At 65.0% G+C, this 16,622-nt stretch carries 20 protein-coding genes; 13 read left to right on the top strand and 7 right to left on the bottom strand.

The window, feature by feature from the left end; genetic code table 11:
- Window positions 1-36: 36 nt before the first annotated feature.
- The 4 genes from DU505_RS16570 to coq7 all read left to right on the top strand — a co-directional run bounded on the left by DU505_RS16570 (window position 37) and on the right by coq7 (window position 2,556).
- On the top strand, window positions 37-477 hold the full coding sequence (locus DU505_RS16570; protein WP_114480089.1) for an acyl-CoA thioesterase: 441 nt from the start codon (window positions 37-39) through the stop codon (window positions 475-477).
- Window positions 477-1,349 (top strand): phosphoribulokinase, encoded by an 873-nt coding sequence (locus DU505_RS16575; protein WP_114480090.1) that lies wholly within the window; start codon window positions 477-479, stop codon window positions 1,347-1,349. The genes DU505_RS16570 and DU505_RS16575 overlap by 1 nt, the downstream gene beginning before the upstream one ends.
- 47 nt (window positions 1,350-1,396) lie before the next feature.
- Window positions 1,397-1,738, top strand: coding sequence for a histidine triad nucleotide-binding protein (locus DU505_RS16580; protein WP_114480091.1), 342 nt, complete (start codon window positions 1,397-1,399; stop codon window positions 1,736-1,738).
- A 173-nt stretch (window positions 1,739-1,911) separates the two neighbouring features.
- Complete coding sequence (gene coq7 / locus DU505_RS16585; protein ID WP_114480092.1) at window positions 1,912-2,556, top strand: 2-polyprenyl-3-methyl-6-methoxy-1,4-benzoquinone monooxygenase; 645 nt, start codon at window positions 1,912-1,914, stop codon at window positions 2,554-2,556.
- Between the two features lie 55 nt (window positions 2,557-2,611).
- Here coq7 and DU505_RS16590 read toward each other — a convergent pair whose 3' ends face one another.
- The 3 genes from DU505_RS16590 to DU505_RS16600 form a co-directional block, all read right to left on the bottom strand.
- A complete protein-coding gene (locus DU505_RS16590) occupies window positions 2,612-3,031 on the bottom strand; it encodes an OsmC family protein (RefSeq protein ID WP_114480093.1) in 420 nt (139 codons plus the stop codon).
- A 95-nt stretch (window positions 3,032-3,126) separates the two neighbouring features.
- Window positions 3,127-3,798 carry an N-acetylmuramate alpha-1-phosphate uridylyltransferase MurU gene (gene murU / locus DU505_RS16595; RefSeq protein ID WP_114480094.1) on the bottom strand — a complete coding sequence of 224 codons (672 nt, stop codon included), beginning with the start codon at window positions 3,796-3,798 and terminating at the stop codon, window positions 3,127-3,129.
- A complete protein-coding gene (locus DU505_RS16600; RefSeq protein WP_114480095.1) occupies window positions 3,795-4,844 on the bottom strand; it encodes an aminoglycoside phosphotransferase family protein in 1,050 nt (349 codons plus the stop codon). Before DU505_RS16600 ends, murU begins: the two co-directional genes overlap by 4 nt.
- A gap of 134 nt (window positions 4,845-4,978) precedes the next feature.
- Between DU505_RS16600 and DU505_RS16605 the strand changes: the two genes are divergently transcribed.
- Genes DU505_RS16605 through DU505_RS16640 form a run of 8 tightly spaced genes read left to right on the top strand, consistent with a single transcriptional unit; the run spans window position 4,979 to window position 12,788 of the window.
- Window positions 4,979-7,414 carry an LPS-assembly protein LptD gene (locus tag DU505_RS16605; protein WP_114480096.1) on the top strand — a complete coding sequence of 812 codons (2,436 nt, stop codon included), beginning with the start codon at window positions 4,979-4,981 and terminating at the stop codon, window positions 7,412-7,414.
- Window positions 7,415-7,465: 51 nt separating this feature from the next.
- The gene (locus DU505_RS16610) at window positions 7,466-8,131 is read left to right on the top strand and encodes a SurA N-terminal domain-containing protein (RefSeq protein WP_114480097.1); all 666 of its coding nucleotides are present in this window, start codon (window positions 7,466-7,468) and stop codon (window positions 8,129-8,131) included.
- Entirely contained in the window at window positions 8,131-9,192 is a 1,062-nt protein-coding gene (gene pdxA / locus DU505_RS16615; RefSeq protein ID WP_114480098.1) for a 4-hydroxythreonine-4-phosphate dehydrogenase PdxA, read from the top strand. Before DU505_RS16610 ends, pdxA begins: the two co-directional genes overlap by 1 nt.
- A gap of 25 nt (window positions 9,193-9,217) precedes the next feature.
- Window positions 9,218-10,030 (top strand): 16S rRNA (adenine(1518)-N(6)/adenine(1519)-N(6))-dimethyltransferase RsmA, encoded by an 813-nt coding sequence (gene rsmA, locus DU505_RS16620; protein WP_114480099.1) that lies wholly within the window; start codon window positions 9,218-9,220, stop codon window positions 10,028-10,030.
- On the top strand, window positions 10,027-10,425 hold the full coding sequence (apaG, locus tag DU505_RS16625; protein ID WP_114480100.1) for a Co2+/Mg2+ efflux protein ApaG: 399 nt from the start codon (window positions 10,027-10,029) through the stop codon (window positions 10,423-10,425). The genes rsmA and apaG overlap by 4 nt, the downstream gene beginning before the upstream one ends.
- Window positions 10,426-10,460: 35 nt before the next feature.
- A complete protein-coding gene (locus DU505_RS16630; RefSeq protein WP_114480101.1) occupies window positions 10,461-11,288 on the top strand; it encodes a symmetrical bis(5'-nucleosyl)-tetraphosphatase in 828 nt (275 codons plus the stop codon).
- Between the two features lie 27 nt (window positions 11,289-11,315).
- Entirely contained in the window at window positions 11,316-11,645 is a 330-nt protein-coding gene (gene glpE / locus DU505_RS16635; protein ID WP_114480102.1) for a thiosulfate sulfurtransferase GlpE, read from the top strand.
- A 3-nt stretch (window positions 11,646-11,648) separates the two neighbouring features.
- Window positions 11,649-12,788: a tRNA nucleotidyltransferase/poly(A) polymerase-related protein gene (locus tag DU505_RS16640; protein WP_114480103.1), complete on the top strand. Its 1,140-nt coding sequence runs from the start codon at window positions 11,649-11,651 to the stop codon at window positions 12,786-12,788.
- A gap of 26 nt (window positions 12,789-12,814) precedes the next feature.
- Here the strand turns inward: DU505_RS16640 and DU505_RS16645 are convergent, their stop codons facing one another.
- Genes DU505_RS16645 through folB form a run of 3 tightly spaced genes read right to left on the bottom strand, consistent with a single transcriptional unit; the run spans window position 12,815 to window position 14,670 of the window.
- Window positions 12,815-13,744, bottom strand: coding sequence for a DHH family phosphoesterase (locus tag DU505_RS16645; protein ID WP_114480104.1), 930 nt, complete (start codon window positions 13,742-13,744; stop codon window positions 12,815-12,817).
- A gap of 51 nt (window positions 13,745-13,795) precedes the next feature.
- Window positions 13,796-14,305: a 2-amino-4-hydroxy-6-hydroxymethyldihydropteridine diphosphokinase gene (gene folK, locus DU505_RS16650; protein WP_114480105.1), complete on the bottom strand. Its 510-nt coding sequence runs from the start codon at window positions 14,303-14,305 to the stop codon at window positions 13,796-13,798.
- Window positions 14,305-14,670, bottom strand: coding sequence for a dihydroneopterin aldolase (gene folB / locus DU505_RS16655; protein WP_114480106.1), 366 nt, complete (start codon window positions 14,668-14,670; stop codon window positions 14,305-14,307). The genes folK and folB overlap by 1 nt, the downstream gene beginning before the upstream one ends.
- Before the next feature lie 152 nt (window positions 14,671-14,822).
- Here folB and plsY point away from each other — a divergent pair, with 152 nt between their 5' ends.
- Window positions 14,823-15,407 (top strand): glycerol-3-phosphate 1-O-acyltransferase PlsY, encoded by a 585-nt coding sequence (gene plsY / locus DU505_RS16660; protein WP_245948011.1) that lies wholly within the window; start codon window positions 14,823-14,825, stop codon window positions 15,405-15,407.
- 20 nt (window positions 15,408-15,427) lie between these two features.
- Here plsY and tsaD read toward each other — a convergent pair whose 3' ends face one another.
- The gene (tsaD, locus tag DU505_RS16665) at window positions 15,428-16,471 is read right to left on the bottom strand and encodes a tRNA (adenosine(37)-N6)-threonylcarbamoyltransferase complex transferase subunit TsaD (protein ID WP_114480107.1); all 1,044 of its coding nucleotides are present in this window, start codon (window positions 16,469-16,471) and stop codon (window positions 15,428-15,430) included.
- Window positions 16,472-16,622 lie beyond the last annotated feature (151 nt).

The raw sequence follows: 16,622 nt of genomic DNA on the forward strand, positions 1-16,622 counted from the left end.
TCTGTACTGACCGACAACAAGCACCAGGGAGTGAGGATGGACCGCATCAAGCTGGAATTTCCCGAAGCGGCTATCGTGCACCGTCAGCCATTGTCGGTTCGCATCACCGACATGAACTATGGTCGGCACCTTGGGCATGACACCCTGGTATCGCTGCTCCACGAAGCGCGCATTCAGGCGTTCGGCTCCCTCGGGTTGACCGAGTGGGACCTGGGTGGCTATCCCAGCGTAGTGGCCGACCTCGCCGTACAGTATCAGTCCGAAGCGCGCTGGCCCGATGCCCTGGTGGTGGAGACTGCCATCCCGGCTCCGACAGGCAAGGTAATTGTCGTCTATCATCGCGTATGCCATGCCGAAGGCGGCCGGCCGGTGGCTATCGCCCGCCTCAATGTCGTGCTGATAAACCCTGCCCAGGGGCGTAGCGTTGCGATACCCGAGGTCGTGTGGCAGGCCCTCACCAGGGCGGAGAGCGCCTGATGTCGCGCGAGTATCCGATCATCGCCGTCACGGGCTCCTCCGGGGCCGGCACGACGACGGTGAAGCGAACCTTCGAGCGGATGTTCGCCAGGGAGGACGTGCATGCCGCTATCGTCGATGGCGATGCCTTCCATCGTTACACCCGAGACGAACTGGCGCGCATCTTCCGCGAGGAGCCCGAACGCAAGGATGAGCTGTCCCACTTCGCCGTGGAGGCCAACCTGCTGGACCGGCTCGAGGCGCTCTTTCTGGAGTATGGCGAGCACGGCACCGGGACCTTTCGGCACTATATCCATGCCGAAGACAAGCAGATGATCGAGGCCGGCTACCGGGTCGGCACCTTCACCGAGTGGCAGCCGCTGCCCTGCGGCACCGACCTGCTCTTCTACGAAGGCCTGCATGGCGGCCTGGTCACCGCCGAGCACGATATTGCCCGGCACGTGGACCTGCTGGTGGGTGTCGCACCGACCATGAACCTGGAGTGGATCCAGAAGATCGATCGCGACATCAAGATGCGCGGTTACTCACAGGAGGCGGTGATCGATACCATCCTGGGGCGCATGGGCGACTACGTGCGCTATATCCAGCCGCAGTTCTCCCGTACCCATATCAACTTTCAGCGCGTGCCCACGGTGGACACTTCCAACCCCTTCGAGGTGCAGGATATCCCCAACGACGCCGAATCCTTCGTGGTCATCCGTTTCCGGGACCCCTCCACCGTGGATTTTCCGTGGCTGCTGGCGATGATCCAGGACTCCTTCATGAGTCGCCCGCACACCCTGGTCGTACCCGGTGCCAGGATGTCACTGGCCATCGAACTGATACTGGCGCCACTGGTGCGCCATCTGCTCGCTCAGCGGCGCTTTCGCTGAGCGCTGTACGACTTCCTTTCTTTCACGACGACAGGAGCATGACATCGATGGACTGCCTGTTCTGCAAGATCATCAAGCGTGAGATTCCCGCGGACATCGTCTTCGAAGACGAGCATGTCCTGGCATTCAACGATATCAACCCCCAGGCGCCTACCCACATCCTGATCATCCCCAAGCAGCACATCGCCACCTTGAACGATATCGAGGAGGCTGACCTGGCCCTGGTCGGCCGCCTGCAGTTCACCGCGGCACGGCTGGCGCAGGAGCGTGGCTTCGCCGACGATGGCTATCGCGTGGTGATGAACTGCAATGACCAGGGCGGGCAAACGGTCTATCATATTCATATGCACCTGATGGGCGGTCGACGCTTTACTTGGCCGGCTGGCTAGCCGGCGCCCTGCGGTGAAAACCGCGCGCGTCGAGGCGTGCGACGCATCAGGTGCATACCCGCAAACGCCACCCGCGAGGGTGGCGTTTGCGGTATTCAACGTCGGCTCTTCCAGGCGATGAGCGCCTTGGCTGGGTCGGTGGTTTGATTCGTCTGTGTTGAAACGAGGGTGCCATGACCCGCAAGCTGAGCCATGCCGATACGCTGATCCACCAGTTCGATACCGTACTGCGCACACTGGTGCCCCATGCCGCACGCTCGTCGCGTCCCTCCCCGGTCACCGCGGATATCGACGATGACCCCATGACGCTGGACGAGCGTCGCCACGCGGCGGGGCTGATGCGTGTCAATCATACCGGGGAGGTGTGTGCTCAGGCGCTCTATCAAGGGCAGGGATGTACCGCCAAGCTGCCCGAGGTGCGTGAGCAGATGGAGCAGTCCGCCCAGGAGGAAATCGACCACCTGGCTTGGTGCGACGAGCGTTTGCAGGAACTGGGCGGTCACACCAGCCTGCTCAACCCGCTATTCTATGCCGCTTCCTTCGGGCTAGGCGCCGTGGCCGGTGCGGTGGGCGATCGTGTCAGCCTCGGCTTCGTTGCGGCAACCGAAGAGCAGGTGGGCAAGCACCTCAACGAACACATGGAAACCCTGCCGCCGGGCGATCACCGCTCCCGGGCGGTGCTGCGCCAGATGGCCATCGACGAAGCGCACCATGCCCAGCTCGCACTGGAAGCCGGCGGGGCGCGCTTCCCGACACCGGTGAAGTTCGGCATGTCGCTGATGTCCAAGGTCATGACCAAGAGTGTCTATCGGCTCTGAGCACGTTTACCGGCAGCTGGCCCTGTGGTGGATAGTCATGCGCCCGGTGGTCTGTTCAGGCATCTACGATGGTGTAGGAGTGGCTGAGCTCGACGCCGCCCTTGGCCAGCATGATGGAGGCGCTGCAATACTTCTCGGCGGAGAGTTCCACTGCGCGTTTCACCTGGCTCTCCTTCAGGCTGTGGCCCGCCACGGTGAAGTGGATGTGGATCTTGGTAAAGACTGCCGGCACGGCATCGGCACGCTCGGCCTCGACCTGGGCGACGCAGTCGGTCACGGCAGCGCGCGACTTGTCGAGGATCTCCAGCACATCGAAGGAGGCGCAGGCACCCATGCCCATCAGCAGCATCTCCATGGGGCGTGGCCCGGTGTTGCGGCCGCCATGGTCGGGGGGGCCGTCGATGACCACGCTGTGGCCGCTGCCTGATTCGGTGACGAACTGGCGACCGTCGGTCCATTTGATAGTGGCTTTCATGGCAAGGGTTCCTGTCGAGAAATGGGATAACGATGGGAGCAGCATATCATTCGATGGTGCTCAGCTCAGCTCAGCTCAGCTCAGCTCAGCCCAGCTCAGCCCAGCAGGCAGCGCAGCCGCCGATCCAGCTGGGCGAGCCGTTCCGGCGTCCCCACATCGACCCAGGCGCCACGATGGTGGCTCCCGCCAATATGTCCTGCGCTTATCGCCTCGCGGAGCAGCGGGGCCAGTGGAAATGCTCCGGGCGCCTGATCCGCCACCAGCGCCGGGTCGAGCAGGCTGATTCCGGCGAAAGTCAGCCGGGGCTCCCCCAGCTCGAGCACGCGTCCTGTGGGAGTCAGGTGGAAATCGCCTCGCGGATGATGGTCGGGGTTGTCGACCAGTACCAGGTGAGCGAGATCGTCATCAAGAGGGGGAAGGCTGGCCGGGTCGAAGTCGCACCAGATGTCGCCGTTGACCAGCAAAAAGGGCGATTCACCCAGCAGGGGCAGCGCGCGCAGGATGCCGCCGCCGGTCTCGAGCGGTGTCTCCTCCCGGCTCCAGGCGATGGCGACGCCGAAGGCCGACCCATCGCCCAGGGCCTCGATGATCTGCTCGGCCCGATAGCTGACGTTGATCACCACATCGCGAATGCCGGCCGCCGCCAGGCGTTCCAGGTGATGGACGAGAAGCGGCTTGCTGGCCACCGGTAGCAGCGGCTTGGGGCAGCGGTCGGTGAGGGGGCGCATGCGTGTGCCGAGTCCGGCGGCCAGGATCATTGCTTTCATGGTCGGGCTCCGGACTCGATGCCCTCGGCCACGAGCCTTGCCTCGAGCGCAGGGCGGAAGGTGGCGATAAGCCAGCCGTGAAAGGCCTCGTGACCGGGCAGGCCGGCCAGGCTCTCCTCCAGGTGGCAAAGGAAATGTGGCAGGCGCTGAAGATAGCCCTCGCGTCCATCGCGCAGCGTCAGGCGACAGAAGATGCCGAGCACCTTGAGCGCCCGCTGGGCGGCCATGGCCTGTGCCTGATGCAGGAACGCTTCGGCGGAGATGGCATGGGGCAGGCGCCCATCTGCGACCGCTCGCTGACGGAAGGCCTCGACCCAGGCGGCGAAGCGCTCCGGGGGGAAGCGGCAGTAGCGGCCGCGCAACAGCGAGATCGGATCGTAGCTGATGGGGCCGGCTACGGCGTCCTGGAAATCGATCAGGTAGAGTCGCTCGCCGTGGACCATCAGGTTCATGGCGTCGAAGTCACGATGTACCGTGACTACCGGCTGGGCCAGGGCGGATGCGATCAGCGCGTCGCGCAGCGCGCTCCAGCCCGGCGGTAACTCAGGCATGCCGAGCCACTCCCTCAGGCACCAGTCGGGGAAGAGCGCCAGCTCTCGCCCCAGCAGGGTGGCATCATAGGGCGGCAGGTCGTGGGGGCCGGCACGATTCTGTAGCTCATGGATCATGTCGAGGGCACGGTCGTGCCAGTCCAGGGTGGCAGCATGGTGGTCGTCGGCGAAGCAGTTCTGCAGCGGTGTGTCGCCAAGATCGTCGAGCTCCAGGAAGCCTGCATCGAGATCGACCGCATGCAATGCCGGCACCGGCAGGCCGCCGGCCCGCCAGCGCCGGGCGATCTCGACGAAGGGGCGGCTGTCCTCCTGGTCAGGTGGGGCGTCCATCAGCATCCGCGTGGTACCGTCGGGCAGGGCGAGGCGGAAGTAGCGGCGAAAGCTGGCGTCGCCTGCAGCCAGCTGCAGATCGAACGCATCGACGGGCAGGCTGTGGCTCTCGGCCACCCAGCGGCGCAGGGCGTCGAATCGCTTCGCGGTGTCGGCCTGGGGCATGTGGGCTCCTTGCTGATGTCGGGCGGTGCCGGTTGACGCCCGTTGGGCACCGCCGCATGCTCGTTCAATGACATACGACAGGCCGGGTACGGTCTGTATAATACCGATTCTCTCCGGCAAGGACATCGTGGACCATGGGCAAGGGACAAGCAGGGGCAGCGCTGGCTGGCCTGATCACTTACGGCCTGACCTGCGGCGCGCTGGCAGCGGTGGCGCTGGAGCCCCTGCCGGCCGCGCAGCTCGACTGGCACGCCTGGGGCGACGACCGCCCGGCGGGTGCGCTGTGCCGTGGCACCTATGTGATGCCTGAGTATCGCCTGCCGGCGACAGATGACCCAGAGCAGGTGAGATCCGAGTCCGACAGCGCCTTCTATGGCGAAGAGGGCGAGACGATTCTTGGCGGCGAAGTGATCCTGCGACGTGGCGACAGTCAGCTGGAATCCCCGAGGGTTAGCGTGCCGGCATCGCGCGAGCAGGCTTTTGCCGAGGGGCCGCTGGCATTACGCGACCAGAGTTTGCTGGTTCGGGGGCAGGCGGCCGATGTCTCTCTGGTCAGCGATGCTGCCAGCGTCGATATGGCCCACTACGTCATCCATGATCAGCGCCTGCGCGGAAATGCGTTGCAGTTGGAACGCCTGGAGGATGGGCGCTACCGCCTGACCAGGGCGAACTTCACCACCTGCGACCCGGGCGACGAGATGTGGCGTCTGGTGACCGGCGACCTGGTGCTCGACCGCGAGAGTGGATTTGGCACGGCGCGTCACGCTCGCGTGGAGATGGGGCCGGTGCCGGTCTTCTACTGGCCCTGGGTGCGCTTCCCTATCGATGATCGTCGTCAAACTGGATTCCTGTGGCCGGAGATCGGTCTCTCCGGTGGCGGCCTGGACTATGCTCAGCCGTTCTACTGGAATATCGCGCCCAATCACGATGCCACCATCACGCCCCGCTGGATATCCGATCGGGGCCTGTTGCTTGGGGGCGAATATCGCTACCTGTTCCCCACCGATGTTGGTCAGGTCGAGGGCGCCTACCTGTCGAGCGACGGAGGTGGTTCCAGCGATGACCCCAACGCTGCCTCGGGTCGATTCGAAGGCGAGGATCGTTGGTATCTCGATTACCGACACTCTGGTTACTTTGACCGGCGCAACCGCTATGACCTGCGTTACGGGGCCGCCAGCGACGGACGTTATTTTGACGACTACGGCAGTATCTTCGGTGACGATCCCGACAACATGCACCGCTTGGCCCGCCTGCGCCATCTTGGCGACGTCTGGCAATTCGATGCCCGGGCCGAAGGTTTCCAGCGCCTTGACGACCCGCTGCGCGATCGTGACAAGCCCTTCTATCGGCTGCCCAGCCTGACGGCGAACGCGCGCTGGACCCAGGAGAGCGGCTTTTACCAGCAGTGGCGCTCCAACCTCACCTACTTCTGGCGTGACGTGAACGAAGTAGCCATTCCGCTTGATCGGGAGGCGGCAGTGGGCAGTCGGCTGCACCTCTCCCCGGCCACGGGTTGGCGCTTCGATAACAGCTGGGGCCATCTCGAGCCTCGCGTCGAGTGGCTCTATACCGCCTATGCCCTGGACTATGGGCAGCGCGAGACCGACCGGGATACCTCACTGCAGCGGGCCGTGCCGGTGTCGTCCATCGACGGAGGCCTGGTCTTCGAGCGTGAGCTGGAGCTCGGCGGACGTGACTACCGCCATACCCTGGAGCCGAGACTCAACTACGCCTACGTACCGGGCACTGACCAGAGTGAGTTCCCCGACTTCGATGCCGGCGAGCGCGCTTTCTCCTGGAACCAACTCTGGTCGCCGCACCGTTTCTCCGGCGCCGACCGAGTCGGTGACCTGAACCGGCTCTCGGTGGGTCTCGAGTCACGCCTGCTGGAAGATGCCAGTGGCCGTGAGCGCGTCTCTGTAGGGGTGGGTCAGGCGTTCTACTTCGACGACCGCAACATCGACATCGATGGCGACCCCGACACCCTGCCGCCGGACTCGGATTTCGAGCGCTTCTACAATGCCACTCGCGACCGCTCGTCGCTGGTCTCGCGACTCGATTGGCAGATCGACGATCAGTGGCGCAGCCGCCTGGAGTGGCTCTACGATGATCGTCAGGAGCGTACCGAGAGAAGCTCAGCCTATCTGCAGTACCGAGCCAAGGCGGGACACGTGTTGAACCTTGGCTATCGCTGGGAACTCCAAGGCTTCGATCCATCGGTGGAGCCCGGCGATGACGAGTTCCGCGATTTCGACCGTGAGGAGTTCGACATGTCGTTCGCCTGGAAGGCTTCGCCGCGAGTGGACCTGATCGGTCGGGCGCTCTACGACCACACCAACGACCGTTTTCTGGACCAGCTGGCGGGTGTGCAGTGGAACGACTGCTGCTATGGTCTGCAGCTGGTCTGGCGCCAATGGATCGATGACAGTGGTACCGCCCGGATCGATAACGACGTCACCGAGCGAGGGGTCTTCCTGCGCTTCGTGCTGAAGGGGCTGGGGGGTGTCGGTGGCGACGCCGGCGACTATTTCGAACAGGCTGTTCCGGGTTATCGTGCGACCGCTTTTTGAGGTCGCCCCAGCAGGTTTTTTATCAGAGATACCATGAGAGGAAAGAACGTTATGCGCATCCCGCGAATCGCCACACTGGGCGCAGCCCTTGGGCTGGTCCTGTGCCTTGGGGCCTTGCCTCTGATGGCTATGGCCCAGGATTTCCAGCCGTTGCAGCGCCAGTCGCTGGACCGCATCGTGGCGGTTGTCAACCAACACGCCATCATGGAGAGCGACCTGGCCGAGCGCGTGGAACTGGTGCGCAGCCAGGTGGCGGCTCAGGGCCAGGGTCTCCCCCCAGAAGCGATGCTGCGTGAGCAGGTGCTCGAGAGCATCATCGTCGAGGAGATCCAGCTGCAGAAGGCAAGAAGTGCCGGACTTGGCATCGACGACACCGAACTCAACCGCCAGATGCGGGCCATTGCCGAGAGCAACGGCATGACACTCGAGGAGTTTGCCGATGCCCTGGAGGCCGACGGCCTGACGATGGCTGCCGTACGGGAGGAGATTCGCCGCGAGATGCTGATGCGCGAACTGCACCAGCGCCAGGTGGGCTCGAGTGTCAACGTCAGCGAGCGGGAAGTGGAGCGTTTCATCGAGCAGCGGGGCGGTGGTGTGAGCCGTGACCAGGCCCGCCAGATGGTCTTCCAGCAGAAGGCCGAAGAGGCCTTGGATGCCTGGATCCAGGAGATCCGCGCCGAGGCCTTCGTCGACAATCGCCTGTCCACCTCCCGCTGATGGCAGTGGCGGTTCAGTCGCCTGTCCTGGCAGTGACCACTGGCGAGCCTGCCGGTATAGGGCCCGAGCTGGTGCTGCAGCTGGCAACCGGTGAGCCGTTCCCGGCACGGGTCGTGGCGGTGGGTGACCCGTCGCTGCTGGCCGAGCGTGCCGCAATGGTAGACGCCCGGGTCGAGCTGATGACGCTGGCACCGGATGAACCCGTGCCAGCGCCGAAGGCCGGTGTGCTGCCGGTCTGGCCGGTGGCGCTGCGGGAGCCGAGCCTGCCGGGCCGGCTGGCGGTCGCCAATTCCGACTATGTGCTGGAAACCCTGGACCTGGCGGTACGGGCGTGTCTGGCCGGTGATGCTGCCGGTATGGTCACCGCCCCCCTGCACAAGGGGGTGATACTCGATGCCGGCCATGCGGGGTTCAGCGGCCATACCGAATACCTTCGCGACGCCTGCGGCGTCGATGAGGTGGTGATGTTGCTGGCCACCGACCAGGCGCTGCATGCCAGCGAAGCGAGCTGGCAGGGTGGGGCGGCCCTGAGGGTGGCGCTGGCCACCACTCACCTGCCACTGAAGGACGTGGCCGGCGCCATTACCGACGAACGCCTGGCGCGTATCCTGCGTATCCTGCGGGCCGACCTCAGGCGCTGGTTCGGTGTGACCGAGCCACGCATCGCCGTCTGTGGCCTCAACCCCCATGCCGGAGAAGGGGGCCACCTGGGTCGCGAGGAGATCGATGTCATCGTGCCCTGCCTCGAGCGGCTGCGCGGCGAGGGCCTGCGCCTCGATGGGCCGCTGCCGGCCGACACCCTGTTCACGCCGCGACACCTGGCAGGCGTGGATGCCGTGTTGGCGATGTATCATGACCAGGGCCTGCCGGTGCTCAAGTATGCCGGCTTCGGCCGTGCCGCCAATATCACCCTGGGGCTGCCGCTGGTGCGGACCTCGGTGGATCACGGCACGGCGCTGGATCTGGCAGGCCGCGGCGTTGCCGACCCGGGCAGCCTGCGCGTGGCCATCGCGCTAGCCGCCGACATGGCCCGCCTTGGCGCGGCCGCTTCAATATCCTGACGAACGACAAGACAAGGACTTTTTCATGGCATCGCGCCCGCCGGTCCACCGCGCTCGCAAGCGCTTCGGCCAGAATTTCCTGCGTGACCCCGGCATCATCTCGCGCATCGTGCGGGCCATAGCCCCCCGCCCTGGCGATCGCCTGGTGGAGATCGGTCCTGGTCAGGGCGCCCTGACCGAACCCCTGGTAGAGGCGGCCGAGGGACAGCTCGAGGTAATCGAGCTGGACCGTGATCTGATACCCGGGTTGCGGGTGCAGTTCTTCAACTACCCCGACTTCATCATCCACGAGGGTGATGCGCTCAAGTTCGACTTTCACGCCCTGCGCGGTGAGGGCGAGCCGCTGCGGGTGGTCGGTAACCTGCCCTATAACATCTCCACGCCTCTCATCAGTCACCTGCTCGAGGCGGGAGACGCGATAGCCGACATGCACTTCATGCTGCAGAAGGAGGTGGTCGAACGCCTGGCCGCCGAACCGGGCGGCCCCGACTGGGGGCGGCTGTCGGTCATGGCCCAATACCGCTGTCGGGTCGATGCGCTGTTCACCGTGCCCCCGGAAGCCTTCGTGCCTCGCCCCAAGGTGGAGTCGGCCATCGTCCGGCTGACGCCTCATGCGAGCCTGCCGTATCCGGCTAGCGACGAGGCGCTGCTCTTCCATGTGGTGCGCCAGGCCTTCGGCCAGCGCCGCAAGACGCTGCGCAACAACCTCAAGGGGCGTATCGATGCCGATGCCCTCGAGGCCTTGGGCATCGAGCCATCGCGCCGTCCCCAGACACTCACGATCGAAGAGTTCGTTCGTATCTCCAACCATCTGGCCGCTTCGGAGGCGACGACATGAATCGGGTAACGGATACGCCACAAGAGAGTGAAGTGTTAGTTGACGTCGAGCCCGCCTTTCGCGATGACGAATCCTCCAGTGACGAAGCGCGCTATGTCTTCAGCTACACGGTGACCATCCACAATCATTCCGCACGCAGCATGCAGCTGCTGGCCCGTCACTGGAAGATTACCCAGGGCAGTGGCAAGGTGCAGGAAGTGCGCGGCAAGGGAGTGGTCGGGCAGCAGCCGATGATCGGCCCGGGGCAGACCTTTCGCTATACCAGTCGCGCCATCCTCGATGGGCCGGTAGGGGTCATGGAGGGTGCCTATACCTGCGTCGACACCGCCAGCCAGCGGCCCTTCGAAGTGGAGATTCCGCCCTTCCGGCTGGCTGGTCCCAACCAGGTGCACTGAGGCGTCGACAAACGGCAGGGCGACAAGGAGAGGACATGACGACCTACGCCATCGGTGACTTGCAGGGCTGTCACGCCGAATTCGTCGAACTGCTCGAACGGCTCGCCTTCGACCCCCGCCGCGACCGACTGTGGCTGGCCGGGGACCTGGTCAACCGCGGGCCGGCGTCGCTGGCCTGCCTGCGCGAAGTGCGGGCACTCGGCGAGGCCGCCGTCACGGTGCTGGGCAACCACGACCTGCACCTGTTGGCGGTGGCGCGTGGCGGGGCATCGCTCAATCGCAAGGATACCCTCGAGTGCATTCTCGACGCGCCGGACCGCGAGGCACTGCTCGACTGGCTCCAGTCCCGGCCGCTGCTGGTACGCGAGGACCTGGGCGACCATGGCGATACACTGATGACCCATGCCGGGCTTCTTCCACAGTGGTCTCCGGCGGAGGCGACCGGCCTCGCTCGCGAGGTCGAGGAGCGGCTCTCCAGCGAGCAAAGCGGTGCCTTCCTGCAACGGATGTACGGCAATGAGCCCGCCTGCTGGCACGACTCGCTCGATGGAGTCGAGCGGCTGCGCGCCATCGTCAATGTGCTGACCCGGATGCGCTTCATCGATGCCGAGGGCTGTCTCGACTTCTCTGCCAAGGAGGGCCTGGACAGCGCGCCACCCGGCTTCGCCCCCTGGTTCTGCTATCCTCGCCAGGATGAGGCTCGGCTGGTGTTCGGTCACTGGGCGGCCCTGGAGGGGCAGGCACCCGGCGCGCGCGCCCGGGTCGAGGCACTGGATACCGGCTGCGTATGGGGCGGCAGGCTGACGGCATTGAATCTCTCCACCGGCGAGCGTTCTGGCGTACCCAGCCATCAGCGCCGCTGACCTTTTCCTTCGACCCGGGAGCTAGCCATGACGCCCCCCTCGTTCCAGCATCTGACGCCCGAGGCCCTCGATGAGTGGCTCACGGCCGATGCGCCTCTCACCCTGGTGGATATCCGTGATCCAATGAGCTTTGCCAATGGCCACATTCCCGGCAGCCGTCATCTGGACAATGACAGCGTGCCGGCGCTGCTCGAGGCCTCACCCCGAGCGCAGCCAATGGTGGTGGTCTGCTACCACGGGCACTCGAGCCAGCAGGCGGCAGACTGGCTGGCGGGCCAGGGTTTTTCCCGGGTCTACAGTCTCGATGGCGGCTTCACCGAATGGCAGCATCGTCACCCGGACCGGGTGGAGCGCTGAAGCATGAAGGAACGGCGCGACCGCTATCTCGACGGGCTCGAGGCCTATCGGGTGGGCGGGGCGGTGCGTGATGCCCGGCTGGGCTGGCCGGTCACGGATACCGACTGGGTGGTGGTGGGGGCCACGCCTGCGCAGATGCGGCGGCGGGGGTTTCGGCCCGTAGGCCGCGATTTCCCCGTGTTCCTGCACCCCGAAACCCATGAGGAGTATGCCCTGGCCCGAACCGAGCGCAAGTCCGGCCATGGCTACACCGGCTTCGTCGTGCATGCCAGCCCCGAAGTGACCCTGGAGGAGGACCTGGCCCGCCGCGACCTGACCATCAATGCCATGGCGGAGACGCCTGAAGGTGACTTCGTCGACCCTTACGGCGGCCTCGACGACCTCGAGGCCCGAGTGCTGCGTCACGTGTCGCCGGCCTTCGTCGAGGATCCGCTTCGGGTGCTGCGTACCGCCCGCTTTCTGGCCCGCTATGCCGGGCTCGGCTTCACCATCGCCGATGAAACCCTGGCACTGATGCGGGAGCTGTCGGAGAGTGGCGAACTGGCCCACCTGGTGGCTGAGCGGGTCTGGGCCGAGACCGAGAAGGCGCTGGGCGAGCCCCGGCCGACGGTCTATTTTCGGGTATTGGATGAGTGCGGTGCCCTGGCCGTACTGTTGCCGGAACTGGCACGGGATACCGAAGCGCTGAGGGCGGCACTGGTGCGGCTGGATCGACTGCCGGAAGGGCTCGCGAGTAACGAGCGACGTCGCTGGCGCTGGGCACGGCTGGTGGAGCATCTCGATGCCGACAGTCGTGATGCCATTGCCGAGCGCTTGCGGCTACCGCGGGCTTACCGCGACCTGATGCGTCAGGCGGCACTGACGCGCTGGCTGCGCGCTCAGCCTGGTCCGACGCCGGCGGCGGTGAACGATTGGCTCGATGGCATCGACGCCTGGCGTCGCAGCGAGCGGGTCGCACCGTTGCTGGCACTGCTCGAACTGGAGGCGCCGGGGCTTGCCGATAGACTGGCACGCGCCTGGCGAGAGGTCTCTCGGTTGTCGCCCCGAACGCTGGTCGAGGAGGGGTTCACCGGTGGTGCGCTCGGCGATGAACTGGCCCGACGTCGTCGAGCCATTCTCGGGCAGGTGCTGGATCAGAGCTGAGCTGGCGGGCCCTAAGCTCGCGCTTCTCAGCCGTCTGCACGGATGCGGGCAATGATCTCGCGCAGCCGCACTTCTGCCTCGTCATTGGCGATCTGGCAGGTGCCGGCGTTGAGGTGCCCGCCACCGCCGTAGGCCAGGCAAAGCTCCCCCACGTTGGTGCGGCTGGAGCGGTCGAGAATCGACTTGCCGATGGCGAAGACGGTGTTCTGCTGCTTCAGCCCCCACATTACATGAATGGAAATATTGCAGTCCGGGTAGAGGGCATAGATGACGAAACGGTTGGTCGCATAGATGATCTCTTCGTCACGCAGGTCGAGCACCACCAGATTGCCGTGAACCTCGGCGCAGCGCTGGATCTGCTTTTTCGCCTTGTCGCTGTGCTCCTGATAGAGCTCGATGCGCTCCTGCACGTCCGGCAGTTCGAGAATCTGCTCGATACTGTGTTCCCGGCAGTAGTCGATCAGCTTCATCATCAACTGGTAGTTTGAGATGCGGAAGTCGCGAAAGCGACCGAGCCCGGTCCGCGCATCCATGATGAAGTTCAGCAGTACCCAGCCTTGTGGATTCAGCACCTCCTCGCGGTCAAACTGTGCCGAGTCGCCCTTGTCCACGGCATCCATCATGTCATCCCAGCGCGCGGGAAAGGCGTCGTGCCCGCCATAGTGGCGCCAGACCACCCGCGCTGCCGATGGGGCGTCGGGGTCGATGACATGGTTATCCGCCCGCTGCTCATTACGCAGCGTCTCGCTCAGGTGGTGATCGAAGGCCAGGTGGCAGCCGGGCACATAGGGCAGGTTGGTGGTGATGTCCCGCTCGCCGATCTCGATCTTGCCATCCTGCATGTCTTTGGGATGCACGAAGAGGATGTCATCGATCAGGTCGAGATGCTTGAGCAGGGCACCGCATACCAGGCCGTCGAAGTCGCTGCGTGTCACAAGGCGGAATTTGGCAGACATTCTGGTTCCTTTTCTTGTTCATGGGGCTCCTTTACGAAGCATTACCCAAGTTTACCTAACTGTCGGAGGTTGCCAACTAAATCCGACCGGCCAGAGTCGCTGGTCGGGCGCATCGAAAGCGTTCCAGAGTTCGTGATAGGTACGTCCATCGCGGGGATGACGAGCCTCCGGCAACAGCTCGGCCAGTGGCTGCAGTACGAAAGCGTGTTGCAGGATCTCTCCTCGCGGCAGCTCGACTCCATCATGATCTCCAACCAGGTCGCCCACCGTCAGCAGGTCGATGTCCAGGGTACGCGGGCTGAACTTGGGGCTCTCCTTGCGCCGACCGTTGGCGAACTCCAGACGCTTGCACCAGGCCTGGAGCTCTCCGACCGACCATTCGCTCTCGAAGGCGACGACAAGATTGAAGAAGTTGCGTCCGTCCTCGAATCCCACCGGTTCGCTTTCGAAAACACGGGAAACCGCCAGGCTGCCGAAGGTGCCCGTCAAGGCATCCAGGCAGGCGCGGACATGACGCTCACGGTCGATATTGCTGCCGATGCTGGCGCTGACCAGGGCCATCAAGCATCCTCCGGTCGGGTGCCGCGCTCGATGCGCACGCCGACAGCGGCGGCGGCGGGTACCGCGCCGGGTTTGCGCACCGTCAGCCGCAGCCAGGGAATGGCGAACTCGTCACGCAGCGTCGCCGCGAGTCGCTCACTGAAGGTCTCCACCAGGGCGAAGTCGTGGTCACTGGCGAAGCGAGCGACCCTCTGGCTGATGGCGGCATAGTCGAGGGTAAGGGTGATATCGTCACTGGCGGCGGCGGGGCGGATGTCGGTGGCCAGCTCCAGATCGAGCAGCAGGCGCTGGGTGATGGTGCGTTCCCAGTCGTAGACGCCGATCACGGTTTCCACTGCGAGCGACTCGATCAGTACACGGTCCATTGTGTCTCCCCGTAGGCGGAGGATGCGGCTGGCATCCGGTTTGGCGCCTGATTGTACGTGAGCCGGTGGGGGGATGACAGGGACCCCGCGCTGTCTTAACGGCGCCGGGGCAGGCAGAATCTGTTCATGAGCATGACAGGAGGCGAGCATAGGTGACATCGGTCGAGTGGTTGCTGCCGCTACTGGGGTTGGGCTACCTCAGCGGCTCCTGGTTGGGTGCCTTGAGTGTGTGTCGAATCGCGGGCGTGGAGGACCCGCGGCTGGCGGGTTCCTGCAACCCCGGGTTTTCCAACGTGCTGCGGCTGCATGGCCGATGGCTGGCGTTGGCGACCCTGCTGCTGGACGCGATCAAGGGCATGCCGGCGCTCTGGCTGGCCATGGGGCTTGGGCTGGCGCCCTGGGCTCAGGGCGTGGTCGGCCTGTCGGTACTGTTGGGTCACAGCTACCCCTTCTGGCACCGCTTTCGCGGCGGCAAGGCCGTCGCCAGCGCCTTCGGCGTGATGCTGGTACTGACACCCTGGGTGGCTCTGTGCTGTGCGCTGCTCTGGGCGGTCCTGGCCTGGCGGGTGCGCACCGCGGCGGTGGCGTCCCTGGCCAGTGCCGGTCTGGCGCCGCTGGCCAGCGTCTGGCTGGCGCCGGACTATGTCATCGTGGTAATGGCCTTTACAGCGCTGGTACTGGCGCGGCATATGCTGAATATCCAGCGCCTGGGGCGCGGCGATGAGCCGGGTCTGTAACAGATCACGGGTACCGGCAGCTATGCCTGAGCTGAACCAGGCGTTTCCAGCGTATCCATCGGCCAGCGTGGCACCGCCTTCATGATGCCGACCTCGTCATGTTCACCAGCCAATAAACGCTGGGCGCCCACATAGGCGATCATCGCGCCGTTGTCGGTACAGAAGCGGCCGCGCGGGTAAAAGGCCCGGGCACTGCGTTTGGCAGTCTCCCGCTCCAGCCGTTCCCTCAGGCGCATATTGGCGCTGACGCCGCCTGCCACCACCAGCCGCTTGTGGCCGGTGGCATCCAGCGCGCGGCGGCACTTGATCACCAGTGTATCCACCACCGCTTCCTCGAAGGCTCGGGCCACGTCGGCCCTGGCCTGGTCGTCGAGTGCGTCATTCTGTTCCAGCTGTTTCAGGGTGGTCAGGGTGTGGGTCTTCAGCCCCGAGAAGCTGAAGTCGAGCCCCGGGCGGTCGGTCATGGGGCGGGGAAAACGAAATCGACCGGAGTCACCCCGCTCGGCGAGCCGGGCGACCTGTGGCCCGCCCGGGTAGGACAGCCCCAGCATCTTCGCCGCCTTGTCGAAGGCCTCGCCGGCGGCGTCGTCCACCGACTCGCCCAACAGCCGATAGCCACCCAGCCCCTGGACCTCGACCAACTGAGTGTGGCCCCCCGATACCAGCAGCGCCACGAAGGGAAAGGCCGGTGGCGATGTTTCCAGCATGGGGGCCAGCAGGTGCCCCTCCATGTGATGAACCCCCAGCACGGGAATGCCCAGCGCACGCGCCATGCCATGGGCGGTGCTGGCGCCCACCATCAAGGCGCCAACCAGCCCCGGGCCCGCGGTATAAGCAATGGCATCCAGCTCGGCGCGTGTCGCCCCGGCTTCGTCGAGTATCTGCTGTATCAGCGGCAGTAGCCGGCGGGTATGGTCCCGGGAGGCGAGCTCGGGCACCACGCCGCCGTATTCGGCATGCATGGCGACCTGGCTGTAGAGTGCGTCGGCGACCAGGCCTCGTTCGGTGTCGTAGAGCGCAACGCCGGTTTCGTCGCAGGAGGTTTCGATGCCGAGTACTAGCATGGGGTGGGCTCGTGAGGAGTGATAACCGGGATTCTACCAAACTGATACCAGCTGGGCTGGGGTTAAGTGTTCGCTCGAAGGCAAGGACGACATCCTGCGTGCCAAAGCGCCGAATCGGCCCAGCAGGCCGATGCGTTGGTCTTGTCATCCA

Origin of the sequence: Billgrantia montanilacus, from assembly GCF_003336675.1 — a bacterium.
GTDB lineage: Bacteria > Pseudomonadota > Gammaproteobacteria > Pseudomonadales > Halomonadaceae > Halomonas > Halomonas montanilacus.